Below are 22,813 nucleotides of genomic sequence, written 5' to 3'. Positions count from 1 at the left end.
CTGCCCGCCGCCGCCCTCGTCTTCCCCCTGCTCGTCGGCGTCGGCAGGGGTCATCGGGTCTCCTTCGGGGCGGGGACGGGGCGCGCGGCACCTCGATGATCCGTCCTCGCGGAGCGCCTCGGGAGGCCGGGCGCGAACGCTCACGAGGCAGGCGCGCCAGAACGTCAGAACGCGCCAGTGGACCGTGCCGCCGAGCTGCGCCAACGGCACCGCGGAACGTGCCACGCGCCTCCGAGTGCCCGCTGCGCCCCGTTTGGTGACGGCCTACGCTCACCGGATGGACGAGGTGCGGGACGCGTACGGCGCGCGGGCGGAGGAGTACGCGGCGCTGCTCGGATCGGTCGACGCGGGGCCCGCGGCCGACCGCGAGCTGATCGGGTCGTGGGCCGACGGGCTGGAGGGCACGGTCGCCGACGTGGGCTGCGGGCCCGGGCACTGGACGGAGTTCCTCCAGCGCCGCGGAGCCGCCGCGATCGGCGTCGATCCGGTGCCTGAGTTCGTCGCTCTGGCTCGAGCGCGGTTCCCGGACGTCCCGTTCCGGCTCGGCTCGGCGCTCGAGCTCGACGTCGACGGCCTCGGGGGCGTTCTCGCGTGGTACTCGCTCATCCACCTGCCGCCGGCGGAGCTGCCCGGCGCGGTCGCGGCGCTCGCCGCGCACCTCCGACCGGGCGGAAGCCTGCTGATCGGCTTCTTCGAAGGGCCGCGCACGGAGGCGTTCGCGCACGCCGTCGCACCGGCGTGGTTTCACCCGCTCGCCGAGATGCGCGTGCTCGCCGAGCAGGCCGGCCTCGAGGTGACCCACTCCCTCCGCCGCAGCGCCCCGGCGTCCGCGACCACGGCGAGCTGATCGCCGTCCGCCCACGCTGACGCCGAGCTGATCGCCTGCCTGTGATCCGGACGCCGCCGACGCCGCGCTGGTTCCGCGCTGACGGCACCCGCTTCCGCTGGTCACCGGCGGCCGTCGTCCCGGCCCACCGCATCCCGCCGAGACACCACCGCCTCGCCGAGACGCCGCCGTCTCGGCGGTGCTTCGGCGGTGTCCCGGCGAACGAGGGCCCCCGCGGCTAGAGGCGGTCGGCGCGCCACTCCGTGGGGATCTCCTCGCCGCGGCGGAACGCCTCCTCCTCGCGCTCGCGCAGCTCGACGCGGCGGATCTTGCCCGAGATCGTCTTGGGCAGGGGGTGGAACTCGAGGCGCCGCACCCGCTCGAAGGAGGAGAGCAGCTCGCGGGTATGGGCGAAGATCGCGCTCGCCGTCTCGGCGGTCGGCTCCCAGCCCTCGGCGAGGGCGACGTACGCCTTCACCACGCTGTGGCGCACCTCGTCCGGAGCCGGCACCACCGCGGACTCGGCGACGGCGGGGTGCTGCAGCAGCACGCTCTCGACCTCGAACGGCGAGATCTTGAAGTCGGAGGACTTGAAGATGTCGTCGGTGCGGCCCACGAAGGTGATCGTGCCGTCGACCGCGCGGGCCGCCACGTCGCCGGTGTGGAAGTAGCCGTCGGCGCGGGCGCGCTCGGTGCGGTCCTCGTCGCCGAGGTAGCCGGACATCAGGTTGACGGGTTCGACGGACAGGTCGAGGCAGATCTCGCCGGTGGAGGCGGGCTCGCCGGTCAGCGGATCGACGAGGGCGATCGCGACGCCGGGCAGCGCGCGGCCCATCGCTCCGGGGACCACGGGGGCGCCGGGCGGGTTCGCGATGATCGCGGTGGTCTCGGTCTGGCCGTAGCCGTCACGGATCGTGAGGCCCCACTCCCGCTCGACGGTCGCGATGACCTCGGGGTTGAGCGGCTCGCCCGCCGAGAGGATCTCGGTCAGCGCGCGCGGCTTCGCTCCGAGCGCCGACTGGATCAGCATCCGCCACACGGTCGGCGGCGCGCAGAACGTGGTGACCTCGGCCCGGTCGAGCTGCTGGTGCAGAGTGGTGGGGGAGAAGCGGCTGTAGTTGTAGACGAACACCGTCGCCTCGGCGTTCCACGGCGCGAAGAAGCAGCTCCACGCGTGCTTGCCCCAGCCCGGCGAGCTGATCGCCATGTGCACGTCGCCCGGCTGCACGCCGAGCCAGTACATCGTGCTGAGGTGCCCCACGGGGTACGACTCGTGCGTGTGCACGACCATCTTGGGCTTCGAGGTGGTGCCGGAGGTGAAGTAGATCAGGCACGGATCGGAGCTCTGGACGACCACGGTCGGGCTGATGCCGAAGGGCTCGAGCGAGTCGGCGTAGTCGAGCCAGCCCTCGACGGCGCCGCCGACCGCGATGCGGCCGAAGCCGCCCTCCATCTCGTCGAACTTGGCGGTCTCGGAGGCGTCCGCGATGACGTGCGCGACCTCGCCGCGCTCGAGGCGATCGGCCAGATCGGCGGGTGAGAGCAGGGTCGTCGTGGGGAGGATGACCGCGCCGAGCTTCATGATCGCGAGCATCGACTCCCACAGCTCGAGGCGGTTGCCGAGCATGAGCATCACGTGATCGCCCTGCTCGACGCCGACCGAGTGGAGCCAGGCGGCGACCTCGTCGGAGCGCCAGCGCATCCGGTCGAAGGAGTACGTCTCCTCGGAGCCGTCCTCCTCCACGATCCAGAGGGCGGGGCGCTCGTTGCCGATGGCGATCGCGTCGAACCAGTCCACCGCCCAGTTGAAGCGGGGCCCGACGTCCGGCCACTGGAAGTTCTCGTTCGCGGCGACCGCATCGGTGCGGTGCTGCAGGAGGGTGTCGCGGGCGGCGCGGAAGCTCCCGGTGGGGTTCATGCATGTCTCCGTAGCGGTCGAGGTCCGGACGCTGGCGGGACCGACCCCATTCTGCTCCCGCCGCGGAGCCGGGTGCTGCGCGACGGAGGCCGGGTGGGAACGCGCGTCGGAGGAGGCACCTGTGGAGGAGCGGCCGAGTCCGTCCCACGAACGACACGGCGTCAGCGGGGGGAGCGGAGGGCTCGCCGCCGCAGCAGGCGCTCCCTCCGCTCCCTCCGCTCCCTCCGCGGGACCTCAGTACTTGATGGACTGACCGCCGTCGATCGGGAGGACGGTCGCGTTCACGTAGGAGGCGTCGTCCGAGAGGAGGAAGGCGACGACCGAGGCGATCTCGTCGGCCTCGCCGTAGCGCTTGGTCGGGTTGACCTGGATGAACTCCTCGGCCGCCTTGCGCGGGTTCTGCGGGTCGAGCTGCTTCATCGAGTTCTCGACCATCGGGGTCCAGATGGCCCCGGGCGCGATCGCGTTGATGCGGATGCCGAACTCGCCGTACTCGATCGCGGAGTTGCGGGTGAGGCCGACGACGCCGTGCTTGGCGGCCGCGTAGCCGGACTGATTGCCGATCGCGGTGATGCCGCCGACGCTCGCGGTGTTGACGACCATGCCCGAGCCCTGCTCGCGCATCACCTTCAGCACCTTCTCGAGGCCGAGGAACACGCCCCGGAGGTTGATCGCGACGACCTTGTCGAACTCGTCGGCCGTGAAGTCCTCGGTGAGGTTCTGGCGGCCCTCGATGCCGGCGTTGTTGAAGAAGCCGTCGATGCGGCCGAAGGCCTCGAGGGTGCGCGCGACGTAGGCGTCGACGTCCGCCTCCTTCGACACGTCGGCGAGGACGGTGATCGACTCGGTGCCCTCGGGCAGGACGTCGACCGTGGCGGCGAGGCCCTGCTCGGAGATGTCGACGAGGGCGAGCTTCGCGCCCTCCTGGGCGAGGCGGACGGCGGCGGCGCGGCCCAGGCCGGATCCGCCTCCGGTGATGAGGACGACGCGGTCGGTGAAGCGGGTGCTGGTGGTGGTCATGACGACTCCTGCTCGAAGAGGGATGGGCTCGGAGGCCGTGCGGTCGGCGAGTCCGTATCCATGCGTCTGCATGCAATTGACTCCACGATACGCCACAGGTGTCGGTTGAGTCTGAGTGCGCGATCAGGGATGGAGCGATCCGGGCCGTGGGCGCCCGCAGTCGAGCCCGTGGACCCTCGCGAGCGGCGCCGCAGGATCCGATGCGAGCACTCGGGTTCTGGGCAGAGCCCCCGCCCCCCCCCGACCCCGATCCGCCGCACGCCCGCCTACAGGTGCGGCTGCCCCGTCGAGGCGCTCGTCCCGCCGTCCACGGCGAGGATCGCGCCGGTGATGTACGCCGCGTCCGCGCTGGCGAGGAACAGCACCGGCGGGGCGATGTCGTCCGGCTGCCCGGGGCGTCCGAGGGCGATGCGGTCGATGAAGGGCGCGAGCTCCTCGGGGGTCGAGGCCATCGACTCGGTCAGCGGCGTCTGCGTGAAGGCGGGCGCGACGGCGTTGACCCGCACACCGTGCGCGCCGAAGTCGAGGGCCAGCGACTGCACGAAGGTCGTGATCGCGCCCTTGGTCGCGTTGTAGGCGGCCTGGCCCCAGTCGCCGCGGATGCCCGACACGGAGGAGACGACGACGATGTTGCCGCGGCTCGCCTTGAGGTGCGGGAGCGCCGCCTTCACCGCGTAGAAGAGGGCGTCGACGTTCGTGGCGAAGAGCGAGCGCCAGGCGTCGTCCTCGACCTCCTCGATCGGGCCGCCGAGGTGGCCGGCCGCGTTGTTCACGAGGACGTCGATCCCGCCGAACCTCGCGACGGTGCCCTCGACGAGCGCGTCGACCTCGGCTCGGACCGAGACGTCGGTGGGCACGACCAGGACGCGCCCGGCCGGGAAGCCGGCGACGGTCTCCTCGAGCGTGGCGGGGGTGCGCCCGGCGACCGCGACGCTCGCGCCCTGCTCGAGGAAGGCGCGTGCGATGGAGCGGCCGATGCCGGAGCCGGCTCCGGTGACCAGGACGGTGCGTCCGGCGAAGGGGTAGGTGTTCGAGGCGATCATGGCGGTGCCTTCCGGGTGCAGAGGGGCGGCTCGGCGGGGTGCGCCGGGTGCGGCGGGCGTCGGATCCGCCCGGTGCCGATCATCCGCGGCACCCGAGCGGATCGACGGGCCGCCGCGCCGGTAAGGAGGAGCTCCACATCGCTCCGCAGCACGGCTCCCGACCCTGGCAACCGCCGCAGAGTGCCGTCCGCGGCCGCGCGGGCTCGGGTAGACCGGAGGGACGCCAGTGGACAGGGGGAACCACCATGGACACCACGAGAACGACCGCTCCGCGCCGGGCGACGGGGCTCCGGGCCGGACGGCGCGCGACCGTGCTGGGCGCCTCGGCACTGCTCGCGGCGCTCGCTCTGAGCGGCTGCACGAGCGGCGCCGACCAGGCGGAGGAGGCGACACCCGCCGTTCCCGGCACCGCTGCTCCGACGACCGCCGCTCCGACCGCGACGCCCACCGAGGCTCCGCTCGGGCCCGTGACGCTGCCCGAGGGCGCGACCGCCGCCGTGCGGTGGACCGACCAGGTCGGCCCCGTCGATCCGCAGACCGTGTACCTCAGCGGCGATCCGCTGCACATCACCGTCTCGGTCGCCTGCGACACCGCGGACGCCGAGGTGACGATCGAGGTCGTCGGCCTGATGACGAGCGGATCGTCGTGCGTCTACAGCCCGAGCACGACCCGCACCGGCACGGGAGGCGGCAACACGGGCACCATGCAGATCGCCGTCGAGCAGGACGCCGAGATCAGGGTGACGACGGTGCCGGACGACGCGCACTGGTCGGCCGCCGTTTCGACCGGGGCGCGGACGGTCCCCGGGCCCTGACGCCGGCCTGCGCGCTCACGAGAACAGAGAAGTCGCGGTGGTCGAGAGCGGCCACCGCGACGTCCGGGTTCTCGAGTCGCCCGGGGCGTCAGCCGATCGGGACGCCGAGCTCGGCCATGAACGGCACGGCGTCGACCGCCTCGCCGTCGACCCGCGTCTCGAAGTGCAGGTGGCAGCCGGTCGAGGCGCCGGTCGAGCCGCGCAGCGCGATGACCTGGCCGACGGTGACGGTCTCGCCGACCGACACCATCAGCTCGCTGTTGTGGGCGTAGCCGGTCTCGATGCCGCCGCCGTTGTCGAGCAGGATCCAGTTGCCGTAGCTGCCCTGGTACGACGCCTCCTCGACGGTGCCGCTGGAGGCCGCGAGGACGGGAGTGCCGCAGGCGCCGGCGAGATCGGTGCCCTTGTGGAACAGGTTCACGCCGGCGACCGGCGCGTCGGGGCGGGGGCCGTAGCTGCTGCTGATGTGGCCGGAGATCGGGACGACCCACGCTCCGGACGCTCCCGCGGCGGCCGCGGTCGACTCGCCGGAGGTGGCGGTGATCGCGTCGAGGGACGCGGTGGGGACGAGGACCTCGGGCTTGGCCTCGGCGGCGAAGGCGTCGCGGGTGACGCTCTGCTGCACGACTCCGGCCGCCACGAAGCTCTGCGGGCGGGCCGCGGCGACGGCGGTGGCCGTGTCGCGGATCAGCTCGGAGTCGGCGGTGCCGCCCACGGCGAACGCGGGCATCGTCGAGGTGATCGCGATGCCGGCCACGAGGGTCATCGCGGCGACGGCGGAGACGCGGGGGCGCGACGGGCCGCGCGAGGGGCGGCGGCTGCGGGACTCCTGCTCACGGAGCGAGCGACGGGTCGGGAGGGCGGACGGACTGCCGGTCTCGGCTCCTGCGGGGGTGGGAGTCGAGGTGCGTGACGAACGGTGCATGCAGAGGAGGTTCCAGGTCTGCCGACGCTCGAGGGGGGAGGCGAGCGCCGGGTGGGGCAGTGGGGCTGATCGCACGGCTGAGCCGATGCGACCCTCCAAACTACCCGCGTTCCGCCGGATCCGACCTGAGAGAAACCTCCGGAGTCAAGCGGTTGAGCGCATCGATCGGCTCTCGATCCGGGGTGGCGGGGGTGCGCCGGGTCGCCGGCGGGCGTGCTCAGCGGTCGGCGGTGAAGACGAGCAGGGCGATCACGCCGGCGACCGTCGCCGCGACTCCGGAGCCCAGGCGCCACCACATCCACTTGTCGCGCCTGGGCCCGCGCACGGGACGCCGGAGGCCGGCGCGGCCCTGGTAGCCGCCGGGATCGTGCTGGAAGACCATGCCCCCAGCCTGCCGAACCCGCGCCCGTCGCGGGGTCACTCGCCCGCGACTCCCAGCCGCGAACGGCACCGCAGGGCTGAAGCGAGAGCCGAGGAGAAAGGAGGAGAGGCGGCGACCAGGGGGAAGGGGAGGCGGGACGGCACGGGCGCAGAACGGCCGCCGCCCGCGCGCCTAGCGCGGCCCGGGCGCGCTCGCCAGCGGGTTCGCGGGGCGGGTGCCGCTCGGTAGCGTGGGGGAGTCGGCCGGAGCGGTCGACGAGCGGAGGAGCGGACATGGCCGGGACCGGCAAGGACAAGGACGCACGCGACAAGGCGGCGCAGAAGCGCGCGAAGAAGGCGCTGAAGAAGGCCGAGAAGTCGGTGCGCGCGGCGCACGAGGCGGTCCGCGACTCCAGCAAGAAGCTGCGCAAGAAGGCCCGCAAGCTGGCCGAGCAGACCGAGAAGCTCAAGCGGACCCAGGAGAAGGCGGCGAAGAAGGCGGCCGCGGCCGAGAACCGCCCGACCACGCCGAAGCACGCCGCCGAGCCGGCGGTCGGCGCCCTCGACCTCACCCCGCCGCTTCCCGGCTCGCAGGAGCCCGCCGAGGATCAGGAGTCCGCCGAGGACGCCGGTGCCGCGGCCGGGTCCGCCGCCCAGCAGGAGCCGGCCCCCGACTCCGACCCCGCGCACACCCCGGACCTCACCCCGCCGATGCCGCGCTCGGCCTCCTGAGCGCACCCGTCTGAGCGCCGCATGCCGGTGCGGGCTCAGGAGAATCGCACCCGCCGATGCGCCGCCCGCCTGAGAATCCGCACAGGGTACTCGGGCTGGCGTGCCCCGCGAGGTGAACAGCAGGTGAAGCCTCGCGACCACGCCGAAACGCCTCCCGCCGCGGGAGCATCATGTCTGCGTGGATCCCTTCATCCTGCTCGCGCTCGTCGTCGTCACGGCCCTCGCCTTCGACTTCACCAACGGCTTCCATGACACGGCGAACGCGATGGCCACGTCCATCGCGACCGGTGCCCTGAAGCCCCGCACCGCCGTCGCCCTCTCGGCGTCGCTGAACCTCGTCGGTGCGTTCCTCAGCATCGAGGTGGCGCTGACCGTCACCAACGCGGTCGTGAAGATCCAGGACTCCTCGGGCGCACCCGATCCGGCGCTGCTCGAGGACGGCGGATCCGCTCTGCTGCTGATCGTGCTGGCCGGCCTCATCGGCGGCATCGTCTGGAACCTGCTGACCTGGCTGCTCGGCCTTCCCTCGAGCTCGTCGCACGCCCTCTTCGGCGGCCTGATCGGCTCCGCTCTCGCGGGCCTCGGCCTCAACGGCGTGAACTGGGCCGGCGACGGCACGAAGCTCGACGGCGTCGTCGGCAAGGTGATCCTCCCGGCGCTGATGTCGCCCGTGCTCGCCGGCGCGGTCGCGGCGATCGGCACCTGGCTCGTCTTCCGCGTGATCGGCAACCTCGCCGAGAAGAGCCTCCACCGCGGCTTCCGCTTCGGCCAGATCGGCAGCGCCTCCCTCGTCTCGCTCGCGCACGGCACCAACGACGCGCAGAAGACCATGGGAGTGATCACGCTCGCGCTGATCGCGGCCGGCGGCTGGAGCGACACCGAGTCGGTCCCCTTCTGGGTCAAGCTCAGCTGCGCGCTGGCCATCTCGCTCGGCACCTACATCGGCGGCTGGCGGATCATCCGCACCGTCGGCAAGGGCCTCGTCGAGATCGACACCCCGCAGGGCATGGCCGCCGAGAGCGCCTCCGCCGCGGTCATCCTCGCCTCCAGCCACCTCGGCTTCGCCCTCTCGACCACCCACGTCGCGACCGGCTCGATCCTCGGCTCCGGAGTCGGCCGCCCCGGAGCGCAGGTGCGCTGGCGCGTGGCGCTGCGCATGGTGATCGCCTGGGTCATCACGCTCCCGGCCGCCGCCCTCGTCGGCGCCGTGATGTGGTGGATCGGCCACCTCGTCGGAGGCGCGGCCGGCGGCCTCCTGATGGCCGCGATCCTCGTCGCCGTCGCCTCCCTCATCTACATCCGCTCGCGCCGCGACAGCATCGGCGCGCACAACGTCAACGACGAGTGGCAGGACGCGGCGGCACGCCCCGCGCCCGAGACCGCCGGCGTCTGAGCGAAAGGATCCGCACCGTGCTCTCCCTCTTCCTCTCCGCCGCCGGCCAGGTGGCCCTCGTCGCCGTGCTCCTCGGAGCAGGCCTGCCCGTGCTCTTCGCCGTCGGCGTCCGCTCCTTCGCCGTCGCCGCCGGTGCTCCCGCCTCGGGCGGGTCGGACGCCCCCGCGGTCCGGAGCGGTCTGCCCGCCCCGGTGCTGCGCGGGATCGGCGTGCTCTGCTTCGCCCTCGTCGTCGGCTCCGTCGTGATCGGCCTGAGCGTCATCATCGCGACGGGCCTCGGCCAGTCGGTGAGCTTCGAGCACGTGATCCCGACCTTCGTGCCCAAGGGCTGAGCATGGCCTCGACCGATCCGATCGCGGCGCGGGAGGGGATCGTCGCCCGCGTGGTCGGCTGGCTGCGCGCGGGCTACCCGTCCGGCGTGCCGGAGCAGGACTACCTGCCGCTGCTGGGCCTGCTGCGCCGCAGCCTCACGACGGACGAGGTCGAGCAGGTCGTCGCGCGGCTCCTGTCGGAGTCGGAGCGGGCCGAGACGGTCGTCTCACGGGCCGTGGTCCGCGAGCGGATCGAGCAGCTGCTGCTCGGACCGGCGATGCCCGAGGACGTCGCCCGCGTCTCCTCGCGGCTCGCGAGCGCGGGCTGGCCGCTGGCGGGCCCGGAGTCGCTGGCCGAGCCGGACACCCGCGAGGGCCTGGTCGCGCGCATCGTCCGCTGGCTGCGCGCCGGCTATCCGGCCGGGCTGCCCGAGCAGGACTTCGTGCCGCTGCTGGCGCTCCTCCGCCGCCGTCTGAGCGACGAGGAGGTGGCCGAGGTGGCCGCCGGTCTCGCCGCCGACGCGCCCGCCTCCCGCGCGGACGTCGGCACCGCGATCGCCGGAGTGACCTCGGAGCTGCCCTCGGAGGAGGACATCGAGCGCGTGCGCCGGTCGCTGGCCGCGCTGGGCTGGCCGGAGGAGTTCGCGAGCTGACGCGCCGCGGCCCGGATCTCGAGCCGCAGGAGTCCGCGAGCCGATCCGCCGCTGTCGCCGGCGATCCGGCCGGAGAGGCCGCTGGCCGACCGCGCCGCGATCCCGGGCGGTCCAGCCGTCGAAGGGTGACCCCGCCGGGACCAGGACGCGGACGCTGCAGCGGGCCGGGCCCGCCGTGAGCGGGCGGGACGAGCGCTGGAGCGTGTCCTCGGGCGGGCGACAGGCGGCCGCCCGGTCGGCAGGGGAGTCGCGGGGTCACGACGCGCGCCGTCCGCCGTCCTAGGTTCGGCCCGGGTCCGGATCGGCTGCGCAGCCGGCTGCCGGACCGCAGCCCGACCGGAAGGACACCCCATGCCCGCACCCACCATCGTCCTCGTCCACGGAGCGTTCGCCGACGCCGCGAGCTTCGCCCCGGTCACGCGGATCCTGCTCGACGCCGGCCACGCCGTGCGCGTCCCGGCCGTGCCGAACCGCAGCCTGCTGGGCGACGCGGAGTACGTCCGCTCTTTCGTGGAGCAGCTCGACGGGCCGGTCCTGCTGGCGGGCCACTCCTACGGCGGCGCCGTGATCACGGTGGCGGGCGCCGCCGAGAACGTGGTCGGCCTCGTCTACCTCGCGGCCTACGCGCTCGAGGAGGGGGAGAGCCTCGGGCAGCTGCAGGGCGCCTTCCCCGACTCCGACCTCCCGGCGAACCTCGTCTATACCCCGTTCCCGATCGACGGGGCGGAGCCGGGCACGGACGTGTCGGTCGCGGTGTCGGCGTTCCCGGAGGTGTTCGCGGCCGGGATCGACCCGGCCGAGGCGGCCGTGCTCGCGGTCGGCCAGCGCCCGCTCGCCGCTCTGGCCTTCGGCGAGGCCGCTCCCGTCGCCGCCTGGCGGACCCGGCCGAGCTGGGGCGTCGTCGCCGCCGCGGACCGGACGATCAATCCGGACGTCGAGCGGTTCGGCTACCGGCGGGCGGGCGTGCGCTCGGTCGTCGAGCTCGACGCGCCGCACCTGGTGATGCGCTCGCACCCGGAGGAGGTCGCGCGGGTCATCGCCGACGCCGCGGCGGAGCTGAGCTGACCGCGGAGTCGCCTGACCGCGGAGGGGTGCGCCGAGTGCCGGTGCGCTCCTCCGCACCCCGCCGCGCACCGCCCCCACCCGGAAGCACGCCCCGCCGATCTAGGTACTCCCGCCGCGGATCTAGGTCGGCGTCGCGTGGAGTCGGGCCCGCCTCCTCCCTAGCCTCGAAGGGAGAGAAGGGCGGGATCGTGGACACGGACACCGCGCGGCTCGGCGCCTACCTCCGGGGGCACCGCGACCGGCTGCGCCCCGACGAGGTCGGCCTGGGCGCCGACGGCAGGCGCCGCGTCAGCGGGCTGCGCCGCCAGGAGGTCGCCGTGCTCGCGGGGATCAGCCCGGACTACTACCTGCGGCTCGAGCAGGGCAAGGACCGCCGCCCCTCGGCGCAGGTCCTGGACGCTCTGGCCCGCGCGTTCCGTCTCGACGCGGACGGGCGCGACTACCTCTTCCGGCTCGGCGGGCACGCCGCGCCGCGCCGCTCGCCGGGCTGGGCGCAGGCCGGGCCGACCCCGGCGCAGGTCGGCAGCCTGACGAGCATGGTCTCGTCCTGGACCACGACGCCCGCCTACGTGGTCGACCGCTACCAGGACCTCGTCGCCGTGAACGAGCTCGGCCGCCTGTTCCTCCCCCTGGCCTGCGAGCAGGGGACCAACATGATCGAGGCCGTCGTCGACGCCGCGGCGCTCGAGACCGACGCCGAGCGGCACGAGGACTGGGACCGCACGATCGCCGTGATGACCGCCGCCCTCCGCTTCCACTCCGACCCGATGGACCCGCGTCTGCGGGTCCTGGTCGCCTCGCTCGGCGGCCGCTCGCGGGTGTTCCGCCGCGTCTGGGCGAGCCAGGAGGCGTATCCGCTCCGCGAGGGCTCGTCCCCGGTGCGCGTCGACCCCTTCGGCTTCATCGCCTTCCGCTGGCAGACCCTGGAGGTGCACGGAGGCGACCACTTCCTGACCTCCTTCTTCGGCGCCCCCGGCAGCGCCGCGGCCGCCGCGATCGATTTCATCCGGGCCCGTCACCGGGTCGAGGAGTGTCTGCGCGAGGGTGCGATACTCGACGCGTGAAGCGGGACGCGCTCGTCGTCGGTCGGGGATCGGAGCTCGCGCGGCTCCGGCTGATGGTCGACGGCATCGCCGCCCACGGGTCGGCGCTCGTCATCGACGGGGACGCCGGGGTCGGCAAGACCACCCTGGTCGAGGAGGTCGTCGCCCACGCCCGCGCACGCGACGTGCGGGTGCTGCGGACCGCGGGCTCCGCAGCGGAGTCGGGCGACCAGTACGCGGCGCTGCAGCTCCTCCTGCACCCGCTCCGCCCGGGCCTCGACGGCCTGCCCCTGCCGCAGCAGGACGCGCTCCGCGTGGCCTTCCACCTGGCGGACGGAGTGCAGCCGACGCCGCTCCTGGCCGGCCTCTCGGCCCTGACCCTCCTGAGCGACGCCGCCGCCGATCGGCCCCTGCTGGTCGTCGTGGAGGACCTGCACCGGATCGACCCGGAGTCGGCGTGGGCGCTGCGGATGCTCGCCCGGCGCATCGGCGAGGACCGCGTCGTCGTCGTGATGACCACGAGGGACCGGCCCGAGGAGGACTCCGGCCTCGAGCACCTCCACCTCGGGCCGCTGTCGGCCGCCGACTCGGCCGCTCTCCTCGACACACTCCCGCATCCTCCTCGCGGCGCCGCCCGGCGCGCTCTGCTCGACCTCGCCCGCGGGAATCCGCTCGCCCTGGTGGAGCTGACCGGACGCGACCCGTCCGCCGACGAGGCGGAGGACCGCGCGGTGACCGGACGCCTCGAATCGGCCTTCGCCGAGCGCTTCGCCGAGCTCGACCAGCCCTCGCGGCTCGCCGTGCTGGCCGTGGCGCTGGGCGACGTCGCGACGGCGGAGGAGGCGAGCCGGCTGGCGAACCTGGCGATCGGCCGCCACCCCGACCCCTCCTGGATCGACCGGGCCGTCGCCGCGTCGCTGCTCAGCTGGACGCCGGGGAGCGGACTCCGCTTCCGGCACCCTCTCGTGCAGTCCGCGGTGACGAGCGTGAGCCGCCCCTCCGAGCGCGCGGCCGTGCTCCGCACGCTCGTCCAGGAGCACCGCGACGACCCGAGCCGGACGCTCTGGTGGCGGTCGGAGCTCGCGACCGGCTCTGACGGGCCGGTCGGCGAGGAGCTCGCCGGTCTCGCGGCGTCAGGCCTCGCGACGGGCGACGTCGTCCTGGCGGCTCAGGCGATGGAGCGGGCGGCGGAGCTGACCCCCGCGGGGCCGCTGCGCGTCTCGCGCCTGATCGACGCGGCCGAGTACTCCGGGCTCGCCGGCCGGACCGCGGAGGCGGCGCTGCTCGTGCACCGCGCGGCGGGCGAGACCGTCGATCCGGTGCTCACCGCCCGCGCCGCCTGGACGCGCGAGACGCTGCCGACCGGGCGCACGGCCCTCTCGCGGGGAGACCTCTCGCCCGCGCTCGCCGCAGTGACGGCGCTGCAGAGCCACGGAGCCGTCGACGCCGCGACCGCCGCGCTCCTGCACCTCGCCGCCATCGCCTGGGACCACAACCGCGAGGCGTCGCCCGGGGAGCCGATGATCCAGGCGGTGCGCGCGCTCGCCCTCGACGACTCCGACCCGCGCGCCGTCCTGCTCGCGGCGGTCACCGAGCCGATCGCCCGCGGCGACGAGGTCGTCCGCCGGGCGCTCGCGGCGGCCGGCGGGGCGAGCGGTCCGGAGGAGGCGTGGTGGCTCGGCTACGCGCTGAACACGGCGGGCGAGGTCGAGGTCGCCCGGGAGCTCCTGGAGGAGGCGATCACCGGGCTGCGCGCGCGCGGCGACATCCGGATCCTCCCGCAGGCGCTCCTCGCGGCCTCGATGACCACGTCGCTCGCCGGCCGCTTCTCGCGCGCCCGCTCCTTCGCCGAGGAGGCGCTCGTCCTCGGGAGCGACCTGGGGGACGTCGGCTTCGAGACCGCGTCCCGGGCCTGCCTGGCCTGGTTCGACGCGATGGAGGGCGTCGCGCCCGATCCCGAGGCGATCAGCGCGGGCAGCGCGATCGGCGCGGCCGTCCTCTGCTCGAGCGTGATGCGGGCGACGCTCCGCGGATCGCGAGCGGCGGTGGCGGTCCTCGAGTCGCGACCGGGCGACGCCGTGCCGGAGCTCCTGCCCCTCCTCGACACGGACGACGACTCCCTGAACCCCGGCTTCGCGATCCTGACCACGCCCGATCTCGTCGACGCGGCTCTCGCGATCGGGGACGTCGGAGTCGTGCGCCTGCACGCCGCGAGGCTGGAATCGCTCTTCGAGCGCTGGCACCAGCCGATGATCGAGGCGGCCCTCCGGTACGCGCAGATCGCCGTGGCGCTCGCCGACGGAGCGCCGGACGCCGCGGCCGGGCTGCTCCGCCGGACTCCGCCGCCGCTCCCGTACGTGCGGGCGCGGGCGCTGCTGCTCGTGGGCGACGGGCTGCGCCGGGCCGGTCGGGCGGCGGAGGCGCGGCCCCTCCTCCGCGAGTCGCTGGCGATGCTCGAGGAGCTGCCGATCCACGCCTGGGCCGATCGGGCCCGTGACGCGCTCCGGGCCGCCGGAGGGAGGATCGCCGACGCGCCGTCGCCGGCCGCTGCCACGCTGACCCCGCAGGAGCTGCGCATCTGCGCTCTCGCGAGCACGGGGCTGTCGAACCGCGCGATCGCGCAGAACCTGTTCCTCTCGCCGCGCACGGTCGGCGCGCACCTGTACGCGGCGTACCGCAAGCTCGGGATCGGCGGGCGGGGCGAGCTCGCCGCGGTGCTCGGGAGGGACGCGGGCGCCGACGTCTGAGGCGGGACTCCGCTCGCAGGGGCGCCCGGCCCCCGTTCGAGCGCAGACGCGCAGGCGCGCCCCGGAACGGCCGGGACGCGCCTGCGAGCGTGCCGCGCTACTCCTGGATGAAGGCCAGCAGGTCGGGGTTGATGACGTCGGCGTGGACGGTCAGCATGCCGTGCGGGTAGCCCTCGTAGATCTTGAGCGTCGAGTTCTGCAGCAGCTCGTGCTGCTTCAGCGCGGCGTCCTTGTAGGGGACGACCTGGTCGTCGTCGCCCTGGGTGACGAGGACGGGGACGGTGATCGCCTTCAGGTCCTCGGTCTGGTCCGTCTCCGAGAAGGCCTTGATGCCCTCGTAGTGCGCGAGCGCGGATCCGGTCATGCCCTGACGCCACCAGTTGTCGACCACGGGCTGCGAGAGCTCGACGCCCTCGCGGTTGAAGCCGTAGAAGGGCCCGGAGGCCACGGCCTGGTAGAACTCGGCGCGGTTCGCCGCGAGAGCGTCGCGGAAGCCGTCGAACACCGAGATCGGCGTGCCCTCGGGGTTCGCCTCGGTCTGCACCATCAGCGGCGGGACCGACGAGACGAGGACGGCCTTGGCCACGCGACCCTGGGGCTCGCCGTACTTCGCGACGTAGCGCGCGACCTGACCGCCTCCGGTGGAGTGGCCGATGTGGATCGCGTTCCGCAGGTCGAGGTGCTCGACGACCGCGTTCACGTCGCTGGCGTAATGGTCCATGTCGTGTCCGGTGCCGACCTGGGTCGAGCGTCCGTGCCCGCGGCGGTCGGTCGCGATGACGCGGTAGCCGTGCGCGTGGAAGAACAGCATCTGCGCGTCCCAGTCGTCGGACGACAGCGGCCAGCCGTGGTGGAAGACGATGGGCTGCGCGTCGGTGCTGCCCCAGTCCTTGTAGTAGATCTCGACGTCGTCGTCCGTGGTCACAAACGGCATCTTCGAACCTCCGTGCTCGTGTCGATCCCGAGCCCGGCCCGGGTCGTGTCCAAGGTGGTGCCTCCCCGGATGAGGGTGGGGAGCGGCTCCACGATAGGGGCGTGGGAGCGCTCCCTGAAGAGCGCGGGGAGATGTTCCGACGATCGTCCAGACCTGGTCGCCCGGGCGGTGCCGGGGCCGCCGGTCGCGCTCGCCGAGTGGGGTCGGATGACTCGTGACCGGCACCGCGGACGCTGACAGGATCGCGGCGGACGCGCCCTCCCGCGGCGCGCGGATCGGAGGTCGCGATGCCCACGACGACGCCCACGACGACGGCCCTGCCGACGCCCAGGACGACGACGCCCCGGCCGGCGGTGCTCCGGTGACCGTCGAGGACCGCGTCCCGATCGAGCCGCAGGCGGTCGTCGCTCCGCTCAGCCGGTCCGCCGTCTTCCTCTCGCTCGACATCGTCGGCGGGCAGGATGCCGCGGACCGCGTGCGGGACGTCGTCGCCGACGTGGGCGGGATCCTCCGCGCGGTCGGCTTCCGCGACCTGGGCCTGCGCCTCTCCTGCCTGGTCGGGATCGGGAGCGACGCGTGGGACCGCTTCGGCGGGGAGGGGCGCCCCGCGCAGCTGCACCCGTTCCGGGAGGTGGTCGGCGCGGCGCACACGGCCGTCTCGACGCAGACCGACCTCCTGTTCCACATCCGGGCGGAGCGGGACGACGCCTGCTTCGAATTCGAGCGCCTCCTGCTCGACGCGCTCGGCGAGGACGTCGTCGTCCGCGACGAGGTGGTCGGCTTCCGCTACTTCGACAACCGCGACCTGCTGGGCTTCGTCGACGGCACCGAGAACCCGACCGGGGAGGCGCTGCCCCGCGTCGCGCTGATCGGCGCGGAGGACGCGGCGTTCGCGGGCGGCAGCTACCTGGTCGTGCAGAAGTACCTGCACGACCTGACGGCCTGGCACGCGCTCACCACCGAGCAGCAGGAGCGGGTCATCGGCCGGAGCAAGGCCGACAACGTCGAGCGCGAGGACGATCCGGCGCAGCTCTCGCACAAGGGGCTCGCGACCGTGGTCGACGCCGGCGGGACCGAGCACGACATCCTCCGCGACAACATGCCCTTCGGCCGGCCCGGCAAGGGCGAGTTCGGCACGTACTTCCTCGGCCTGGCCGCCGACCTGTCGGTGATCGAGACGATGCTGACGCGGATGTTCGTCGGCGTGCCCGCGGGCCGGCACGACCGCCTCCTCGACTTCTCGACCGCGACGACCGGCGGGGTCTACTTCGTGCCCTCGCGGGACGTGCTCGAGGGCCTGGGCGGCTGACCCGGGCCGGTCGTCGGGGCGCGGATCGAGTCGGATGACCGTGGTGCGGCCCGGGCCGGAGCGGTGGGATCGGAGCAGCGCAGGCGCGCAGGACGATCAGCAGGGAGAACGCCGTGGAACCCGACGACAGCACCGCTCCGCACCACGAGACCCCCGGTTTCGGAGACCCGGACCTCCCCCAGGAGGGGATCGTGAACACCGAGGGCGATCCCTCGGCGAACACGATGACCGGCCCGCAGAACCGCGTCCTGGAGGGACTGTTCCCGAACCAGATCGCCGCGCCCGCGACGGACATCAGCACGCAGCCGTTCTTCTGGTCCTCCTTCAACATCTCGCCGCGGCGGGTGCAGCGGGGCGGCTGGGCGCGCGAGCTCACGCAGGCCGATTTCGCGATCTCGAACGAGATCGCCGGCGTGAACATGTACCTCGAGGCCGGCGGGATCCGCGAGCTGCACTGGCACCAGAGCGCCGAGTGGGCGCTGATGACCAAGGGGAACTGCCGCATCACCACGCTCAGCCGCACCGGCCGGCCCAGCGTCGACGACGTGCAGGAGGGGGACCTCTGGTACTTCCCGCCCGGCCTGCCGCACTCCCTGCAGGGCCTCGGCCCGGATGGGGCGGAGTTCGTGCTCGCGTTCGACGACGGCGAGCAGTCCGAGAGCAACACGCTCCTGCTCACCGACTGGTTCGCGCACACGCCGCCGGACGTGCTGGCGAAGAACTTCGGCGTCGCGCAGGAGGTCTTCCGCGACATCCCGCTGCACGACCTCTGGATCTTCCCGGGCGACGTGCCCGGCGACCTCCAGGCCGACCGGGCGGCGGCCGGGGTGCAGGACGGTGACGAGGCGGTGATCTTCCGGCTCTCCCGCTCGGAGCCCGCGTACCAGAACAGCGGCGGCCGGATCCAGATCGCCGACAGCACGAACTTCCCGGCCTCGCGCACGGTCTCGGCCGCGCTGACGACCGTCGAGCCCGGCTCGATGCGCGAGCTGCACTGGCACCCCAACGCCGACGAGTGGCAGTACTACCTCCGCGGATCCGCTCGGATGACCGTCTTCAACACCGGCCCGCACGCCAACACGACCGACTTCCACGCCGGAGACGTGGGCGTCGTGCGCCGCAACTTCGGCCATTACGTGGAGAACACCGGCGACGACACGCTGGTCTACATCGAGACCTTCAAGAGCTCCCGCTACGAGGAGGTGTCGCTCGCCCAGTGGCTGAGCCACCTGCCGCCGTCGCTGGTCGCGCAGCACCTGAACATCCCGGAGGAGGTGCTGGCGACCTTCCCGCTCGGGACGCAGGGGATCACTCCGCTGCGCTGAGGGAGGGACGCGCGGAGGGGACGGGGACATGGCGGAGGATCACGAGGCGGCGCTCCTGCCGTGGGCGGGGAGGGCGGCGGTGCTGCTGGATCGGCACCTGCGCGTGTTGGCCGCGACTCCGCTCGCGCGGGCGCTCTCGCCCGTCTTCGCCCCGGGAGTGAGCATCGCCCGCTTCACCTTCCTGGACTCGTCCGAGGTCGAGGACCTGCCCTGCTGGGGGTCCGCCGCCGACCAGGTCGCGGCGATGCTCCGCGACTCGCTCGAGCGGCACCGGGGGGACCGGGAGTTCCTGACGGTCGTCGGGGAGCTCTCGGCGAGGAGCCCCCGGTTCGCGGACTCGTGGGCGGCCGGGGCGGAGGCCGACGCACGCGGGTCGGTCGTGTTCCTCGACACCGCGGTCGGCTCCGTTCCGATGGACTACCGGCTGGTCCGGGACGGCGCGCGCCTCCTGCTCCTGTTCGAGGCGGGTGACGCGGCGGGTCGCGAGGATCTCGCCCGGCTCACCGCCGCTGATCAGGCGCCGGCCGGGGCGGCCAGCGCGGTGCCCGCCTCCGGAGCGGGCCGCAGCGAGGCGAGGACGTCGACGGCCGCGGCTGCCGGAGTCCCCGCTGCCGCGAGGTAGGTCACGACGTACCGGCCCGGAGCGCCGGCGACCTCCAGGGTCTGCATCTCGAGGTCGAGCCAGCCGAACGGCTCGACGTGGACGCGGATCCACCGGTGGGTGAAGGGGCGGACCTGGTACTCGGCCCAGATCGACCGGAACAGCGGATTCTCGACCGAGCACTCGCCGACGATCTCGTGCAGCCGCGGATCGTCGGGGTCGCTGTAGAACCGCAGCGCGGCGATCAGCTCGCGGAAGACCTGGCCCCACGCCTGCAGCTGGTCCGGCGGGTCGCCGTCCGCCACGGCGCGCGCGTAGCCGCGGGACGTGGAGAGCAGCATGTTGGCGCCGGGCACGCCCTTGTCGGGGGCGAGACGGCTCATCAGGTCGTTCGCGCCGAGGACGTCGAGGTTGCGGTCGAACTCGTACGCCGGGGTCCTCGGCCAGTGGGCGAGCAGCGACTCCACGCCCTGGCCCGGCGGAGGGGAGTCGGGATCGCGGGGGCCGGGGCGCAGCCGGGCCAGCCGGAAGAGGTAGGCGCGCTCGAACTCGTCGAAGGCGAGCGCCTCGGCCAGGGCGTTCAGCACCTGGTCGGACGGGGCGACCGCGTGCCCCTGCTCGACGCGGAGGTAGTAGTCGCGGCTGATCCGGGCGCGGTCGGCGACCTCCTCGCGGCGCAGGCCCGGCACCCGCCGCCGGGTGCCCGCGGTCGGCACGCCGACCTGCTCCGGCCGCAGCGCCGCCCGGCGAGCGCGGAGGAACTCCGCGAGGGGGCTGCGAGAGCTCATCGTGCGACTCCATCGGATCACCCGCCGGGTCGAGCGGCGGTCGTGCGGGGGTGGGGCCGTACCGGTCGTCCGGTGGGACACAGAGTACCGTCGGGCGCTCGCGGGGCCCACTGCCCTGCTGCGCCTCCTGCCCGGCGCCGACCGGGAGACGGGCGCTAGGGAGGGTTCGACAGAGGGAGCGCTCCGGAGGGTTCCGACAGAGGGAGGAGAGCGCGCCCGCGCCCGGCGGTCAGCATGGGGTCCTCGGAACCCGTCCCTCAGGAGTCGCGATGACGATCAGTGCACTCTCCTCGCCGCCCGCGCACCCGAGCGCCCCCGAGGACGTGGTGGTCCGGATGCTGAGCTCGGCGTCGCCCGCGCGGGAGCGGCTCCTGGTGGTCGAGGGCGGGATCGGCTCGGGCCGGACGCACATGCTGCGCTCCGCCGCGGCCACCGCTCGCGCCGCCGGCTGCGAAGTCGTGGAGGTGCGGCCGGACCGGGGCGACGCCGTGATCGGCGCGTCCTCGCTCGCGCTGTTCGCCACGCTGATCGGCCGTCTGCAGCGGGTGCGCGACTCCTCCGCCTCGCCCTGCGACCCCGGCTTCCTGATCGTCGTCGACGACTGGGAGCGGTTCGACGTCGCCGCCCGCGAGACCCTCCAGGCCCTGGTGACCCGGCTGGTCGACGAGGTCGGTGCCGCCTGCCTCCTCGCCACCGGCGACCGTCGCGTCCTCGACGGCTGGGAGGGCCTCCGGCACCGTCGCACGGAGCCCCTCGACGCGGAGGCGGCCTGCGGCTTCCTGCGCGCCCACGGCGGCCGGCGGCCGCTCGCCGTCGAGGCGCGCCTGCTGCGGGTCGCGGAGGGGAATCCGCTGCTCCTCGACGTCCTCGGGCGGGCCTGGGCCGACGAGGACGCTCCCTCGCCCTTCCCGGTCTACCCGCGGCTCGAGCAGGCCGAGACCCGGGTGCTCGACCTGCTGGCTCCGCTGTCGGAGGAGTGCCGGGAGGCGCTCCTGGTCGCCGCGGTGGCGGGCGCCGAGTTCCCGGAGAGCATCGGGTCGGCCCCCGGAGACGGGGACCGCGCCCTGGTGCAGGCGGGGATCCTGACGGCGGGCGGCCGTGCGTTCCGCGACCCGGTGGTCCGCGCGGTGGTGCTCTCGACGGCGTCGCCCCGAGCGCTGCGGGCGGCACGGAGGCGGCTCGCCGAGCGCCCGGAGTCGGCCCTGCACCTCCGCCTGCTGCTCGCGGCGGACGACGCGGCCGGGCCGGAGGAGCGGGCGCGGCTGCTGAGGGACGCGGCGGAGGAGCGACTCCGCGCGGGTCGGCCGCAGGAGGCGCTGCTCCTCCTCGCCGAGGCGCGCTCGAGTGCGCGCGGTGGTGCTCTGCGGGAGGAGCTCGAGACGCGCGCGGCTGCCGTCGCAGCCTTCACCGGCGACGCGGCGGCCCTCGATCGGGTGGTCGAGCGCTCGCGGGAGGACGGCGGGGTTCCCGGGACCGGCGTCGAGGCGGCGCGGCTGGCCGATGCGCTGCTCCGCACGGGGGACGTGGGCGGGGTCCGCCGCGCGGCCCTCCGGGGGCTCGGCGCTCGGGTGGGGCGCGGGGGCGCGGGAGTCGGTGGTGCCTCGTCTGTCGGTGGTGTCTCTCCTGTCGGTGGTGCCTCTCCTGTCGGCGGTGTCGCTCCCGCCGCGACCGACGCCTCCCGCGACGACGCCAGCAGCTTCTCCGCCGACCGCGTCGCCCCTCACGACGCCGCCGCCGACCTGCTGGCGACCGTCCTCCACCTCGCCTGCATGCTCCGCGGCGATCCCGCGTGGTGGCAGGAGGCGCTCGCCGTCGGCGAGGAGCACCCCCTCGATCCCGTCCTGCGCCTCGTGGAGGCCTGCGTGCGGCCGGTCCCGGACGAGGAGTGGGAGCGCCGCCTGCGGCTCGCCGAGGACTCCGCGGTCACGGGCGACCCGTGGAAGACGGTCGCGCTGCATCTCGCCTGGTCGCTGCTCGAGGTCTCGGACGAGCGCCGCGACCGCCTCGCCGGGCTCCTCGACGGCGGGGAGGAGGCGGACGGCCTACGCGGCGCCCTCGCCTTCCTCCGCCGCGGCACCACCGCACTCGACGGCGGTCGCCTCGACGACGCCTCGGCCGACCTCGACCGCGCCGCCGCCCGCGCCGACGACCTGCCCGCCGTGCGCGCGCTGATCGACGCGACTCGAGCCCGGGTCCACGCCGTGCAGGGCGACCGCGCACGCACCCTCGAGTGCGCCGAGCGCGCGACGGCCTGGGCGCTGCGGCACGGAGCGGCGTCGGTCGCGCGCGCCGCCGATCACGCCCTGTGCTCGCTCGACCTCGGCGGCGGCCGTTTCGAGGAGGCGCACGCCCGCTCCTCCTCCCGCGCCGGCGGCGATCCGCTGGAGCTCCTCGACGCAGCCGAGGCCGCCTCGCGCCTCCGCCTGCCCGAGCACTGCGCCGAGCTGGCGGCGGCCGCGGCGGACCTCGCCGCGCGGCCCCTCGCTCCCCGCGGGCGGATGCTCGCCCTCGCGGCGACCGCGGTCCTCGATCAGACCGGCGGCGCGGGCGCCCTCTTCGAGCGCTCCCTCGACCCGGCCTCCGAGGAGTGGCCGTTCGAGCGGGCGCGCGTCCAGCTCTGCCATGGCGAGTGGCTGCGCCGCCGGATGCGCCCGCTGGAGGCGCGCACCCGGTTCCGCCAGGCCGCCGCGGGATTCGCCGCGGTGGGGGCCGAGCTCTGGTTCGCCCGCGCCCAGCACGAGCTGCGGGCGGCGGGCGGAGCGGGGGAGGCGCCGGTCGCCGCCGACCTCAGCGAGCAGGAGCGGCGCGTGGTCTCGCTGGCCGCCGCGGGGCTCTCGAACAAGCAGATCGCCCAGCAGCTCTTCGTCTCGCCCCGCACCGTCAGCGGGCACCTGTACCGGATCTTCCCCAAGCTCGGGGTGACCTCGCGGGCCGGGCTCCGCGACGCGCTCCTCAGCCTCGAGGACGCCCGGAGCGCGTGACGGAGCCGCAGGATCGAGTCATCC

Annotated in this window: 20 protein-coding genes; 13 read left to right on the top strand and 7 right to left on the bottom strand. The window is 74.3% G+C overall.

Features of this window, described 5'->3' with window-relative positions; genetic code table 11:
• Nucleotides 1-277: 277 nt before the first annotated feature.
• Nucleotides 278-847, top strand: a complete 570-nt coding sequence (locus C5D36_RS06095) for a trans-aconitate 2-methyltransferase (RefSeq protein WP_258062878.1) — start codon at nt 278-280, stop codon at nt 845-847.
• A 217-nt stretch (nt 848-1,064) separates the two neighbouring features.
• Here C5D36_RS06095 and C5D36_RS06090 read toward each other — a convergent pair whose 3' ends face one another.
• From C5D36_RS06090 to C5D36_RS06080, 3 genes are all read right to left on the bottom strand, one after another.
• Nucleotides 1,065-2,744 carry an AMP-binding protein gene (locus C5D36_RS06090; RefSeq protein WP_104295423.1) on the bottom strand — a complete coding sequence of 560 codons (1,680 nt, stop codon included), beginning with the start codon at nt 2,742-2,744 and terminating at the stop codon, nt 1,065-1,067.
• A gap of 234 nt (nt 2,745-2,978) precedes the next feature.
• A complete protein-coding gene (locus C5D36_RS06085) occupies nt 2,979-3,764 on the bottom strand; it encodes a glucose 1-dehydrogenase (RefSeq protein WP_167299040.1) in 786 nt (261 codons plus the stop codon).
• A gap of 266 nt (nt 3,765-4,030) precedes the next feature.
• Complete coding sequence (locus C5D36_RS06080) at nt 4,031-4,807, bottom strand: SDR family NAD(P)-dependent oxidoreductase (RefSeq protein ID WP_258062877.1); 777 nt, start codon at nt 4,805-4,807, stop codon at nt 4,031-4,033.
• A 245-nt stretch (nt 4,808-5,052) separates the two neighbouring features.
• Here C5D36_RS06080 and C5D36_RS06075 point away from each other — a divergent pair, with 245 nt between their 5' ends.
• On the top strand, nt 5,053-5,622 hold the full coding sequence (locus C5D36_RS06075) for a hypothetical protein (RefSeq protein WP_104250457.1): 570 nt from the start codon (nt 5,053-5,055) through the stop codon (nt 5,620-5,622).
• Between the two features lie 88 nt (nt 5,623-5,710).
• Here the strand turns inward: C5D36_RS06075 and C5D36_RS06070 are convergent, their stop codons facing one another.
• Together C5D36_RS06070 and C5D36_RS16775 are read right to left on the bottom strand one after the other, a co-directional pair.
• Nucleotides 5,711-6,547 carry a M23 family metallopeptidase gene (locus tag C5D36_RS06070; protein WP_104295422.1) on the bottom strand — a complete coding sequence of 279 codons (837 nt, stop codon included), beginning with the start codon at nt 6,545-6,547 and terminating at the stop codon, nt 5,711-5,713.
• A 217-nt stretch (nt 6,548-6,764) separates the two neighbouring features.
• A complete protein-coding gene (locus C5D36_RS16775; RefSeq protein WP_159940529.1) occupies nt 6,765-6,929 on the bottom strand; it encodes a hypothetical protein in 165 nt (54 codons plus the stop codon).
• Between the two features lie 272 nt (nt 6,930-7,201).
• Between C5D36_RS16775 and C5D36_RS06065 the strand changes: the two genes are divergently transcribed.
• From C5D36_RS06065 to C5D36_RS06035, 7 genes are all read left to right on the top strand, one after another.
• Entirely contained in the window at nt 7,202-7,639 is a 438-nt protein-coding gene (locus tag C5D36_RS06065; RefSeq protein ID WP_104250455.1) for a hypothetical protein, read from the top strand.
• A gap of 178 nt (nt 7,640-7,817) precedes the next feature.
• Complete coding sequence (locus C5D36_RS06060; RefSeq protein ID WP_104224012.1) at nt 7,818-9,032, top strand: inorganic phosphate transporter; 1,215 nt, start codon at nt 7,818-7,820, stop codon at nt 9,030-9,032.
• A gap of 17 nt (nt 9,033-9,049) precedes the next feature.
• A complete protein-coding gene (locus tag C5D36_RS06055; protein WP_104227380.1) occupies nt 9,050-9,364 on the top strand; it encodes a hypothetical protein in 315 nt (104 codons plus the stop codon).
• 2 nt (nt 9,365-9,366) lie between these two features.
• Entirely contained in the window at nt 9,367-9,996 is a 630-nt protein-coding gene (locus tag C5D36_RS06050) for a DUF3349 domain-containing protein (RefSeq protein ID WP_104224010.1), read from the top strand.
• A 351-nt stretch (nt 9,997-10,347) separates the two neighbouring features.
• Nucleotides 10,348-11,061 carry an alpha/beta fold hydrolase gene (locus C5D36_RS06045; protein ID WP_104295421.1) on the top strand — a complete coding sequence of 238 codons (714 nt, stop codon included), beginning with the start codon at nt 10,348-10,350 and terminating at the stop codon, nt 11,059-11,061.
• Between the two features lie 188 nt (nt 11,062-11,249).
• Entirely contained in the window at nt 11,250-12,125 is an 876-nt protein-coding gene (locus C5D36_RS06040) for a helix-turn-helix domain-containing protein (protein ID WP_181072790.1), read from the top strand.
• Nucleotides 12,122-14,851 (top strand): AAA family ATPase, encoded by a 2,730-nt coding sequence (locus tag C5D36_RS06035; protein WP_104295419.1) that lies wholly within the window; start codon nt 12,122-12,124, stop codon nt 14,849-14,851. The genes C5D36_RS06040 and C5D36_RS06035 overlap by 4 nt, the downstream gene beginning before the upstream one ends.
• Nucleotides 14,852-14,948: 97 nt before the next feature.
• Here the strand turns inward: C5D36_RS06035 and C5D36_RS06030 are convergent, their stop codons facing one another.
• Nucleotides 14,949-15,785 carry an alpha/beta fold hydrolase gene (locus C5D36_RS06030; protein WP_104224006.1) on the bottom strand — a complete coding sequence of 279 codons (837 nt, stop codon included), beginning with the start codon at nt 15,783-15,785 and terminating at the stop codon, nt 14,949-14,951.
• Nucleotides 15,786-15,999: 214 nt separating this feature from the next.
• Between C5D36_RS06030 and C5D36_RS06025 the strand changes: the two genes are divergently transcribed.
• The 3 genes from C5D36_RS06025 to C5D36_RS16585 all read left to right on the top strand — a co-directional run bounded on the left by C5D36_RS06025 (nt 16,000) and on the right by C5D36_RS16585 (nt 19,041).
• Complete coding sequence (locus tag C5D36_RS06025) at nt 16,000-17,094, top strand: Dyp-type peroxidase (protein ID WP_308471294.1); 1,095 nt, start codon at nt 16,000-16,002, stop codon at nt 17,092-17,094.
• A 113-nt stretch (nt 17,095-17,207) separates the two neighbouring features.
• Complete coding sequence (locus C5D36_RS06020) at nt 17,208-18,419, top strand: cupin domain-containing protein (RefSeq protein ID WP_258062876.1); 1,212 nt, start codon at nt 17,208-17,210, stop codon at nt 18,417-18,419.
• A gap of 28 nt (nt 18,420-18,447) precedes the next feature.
• A complete protein-coding gene (locus C5D36_RS16585) occupies nt 18,448-19,041 on the top strand; it encodes a hypothetical protein (RefSeq protein ID WP_146083718.1) in 594 nt (197 codons plus the stop codon).
• On the opposite strand, the gene C5D36_RS06010 is transcribed toward C5D36_RS16585, so the two are convergent.
• Nucleotides 18,933-19,808, bottom strand: coding sequence for a helix-turn-helix transcriptional regulator (locus C5D36_RS06010; protein ID WP_104295417.1), 876 nt, complete (start codon nt 19,806-19,808; stop codon nt 18,933-18,935). The genes C5D36_RS16585 and C5D36_RS06010 overlap by 109 nt on opposite strands.
• 269 nt (nt 19,809-20,077) lie before the next feature.
• Between C5D36_RS06010 and C5D36_RS06005 the strand changes: the two genes are divergently transcribed.
• On the top strand, nt 20,078-22,789 hold the full coding sequence (locus C5D36_RS06005) for a LuxR C-terminal-related transcriptional regulator (RefSeq protein ID WP_104295416.1): 2,712 nt from the start codon (nt 20,078-20,080) through the stop codon (nt 22,787-22,789).
• Nucleotides 22,790-22,813 lie beyond the last annotated feature (24 nt).

The organism is Rathayibacter sp. AY1C6, from assembly GCF_002931535.1.
Classification (GTDB): Bacteria; Actinomycetota; Actinomycetes; order Actinomycetales; family Microbacteriaceae; genus Rathayibacter.
This window is presented reverse-complemented; position numbering and strand designations above follow the sequence as displayed.

Bases quoted from the DNA above. Each gene is read 5' to 3' on its own strand.
- C5D36_RS06080 (WP_258062877.1), bottom strand. From the start codon at position 4,807: ATGATCGCCTCGAACACCTACCCCTTCGCCGGACGCACCGTCCTGGTC.
- C5D36_RS06085 (WP_167299040.1), bottom strand. From the start codon at position 3,764: ATGACCACCACCAGCACCCGCTTCACCGACCGCGTCGTCCTCATCACC.
- C5D36_RS06045 (WP_104295421.1), top strand. From the start codon at position 10,348: ATGCCCGCACCCACCATCGTCCTCGTCCACGGAGCGTTCGCCGACGCC.
- C5D36_RS16585 (WP_146083718.1), top strand. From the start codon at position 18,448: ATGGCGGAGGATCACGAGGCGGCGCTCCTGCCGTGGGCGGGGAGGGCG.
- C5D36_RS06070 (WP_104295422.1), bottom strand. From the start codon at position 6,547: ATGCACCGTTCGTCACGCACCTCGACTCCCACCCCCGCAGGAGCCGAG.
- C5D36_RS06030 (WP_104224006.1), bottom strand. From the start codon at position 15,785: ATGCCGTTTGTGACCACGGACGACGACGTCGAGATCTACTACAAGGAC.
- C5D36_RS16775 (WP_159940529.1), bottom strand. From the start codon at position 6,929: ATGGTCTTCCAGCACGATCCCGGCGGCTACCAGGGCCGCGCCGGCCTC.
- C5D36_RS06005 (WP_104295416.1), top strand. From the start codon at position 20,078: ATGACGATCAGTGCACTCTCCTCGCCGCCCGCGCACCCGAGCGCCCCC.
- C5D36_RS06065 (WP_104250455.1), top strand. From the start codon at position 7,202: ATGGCCGGGACCGGCAAGGACAAGGACGCACGCGACAAGGCGGCGCAG.
- C5D36_RS06010 (WP_104295417.1), bottom strand. From the start codon at position 19,808: ATGAGCTCTCGCAGCCCCCTCGCGGAGTTCCTCCGCGCTCGCCGGGCG.
- C5D36_RS06075 (WP_104250457.1), top strand. From the start codon at position 5,053: ATGGACACCACGAGAACGACCGCTCCGCGCCGGGCGACGGGGCTCCGG.
- C5D36_RS06050 (WP_104224010.1), top strand. From the start codon at position 9,367: ATGGCCTCGACCGATCCGATCGCGGCGCGGGAGGGGATCGTCGCCCGC.
- C5D36_RS06095 (WP_258062878.1), top strand. From the start codon at position 278: ATGGACGAGGTGCGGGACGCGTACGGCGCGCGGGCGGAGGAGTACGCG.
- C5D36_RS06090 (WP_104295423.1), bottom strand. From the start codon at position 2,744: ATGAACCCCACCGGGAGCTTCCGCGCCGCCCGCGACACCCTCCTGCAG.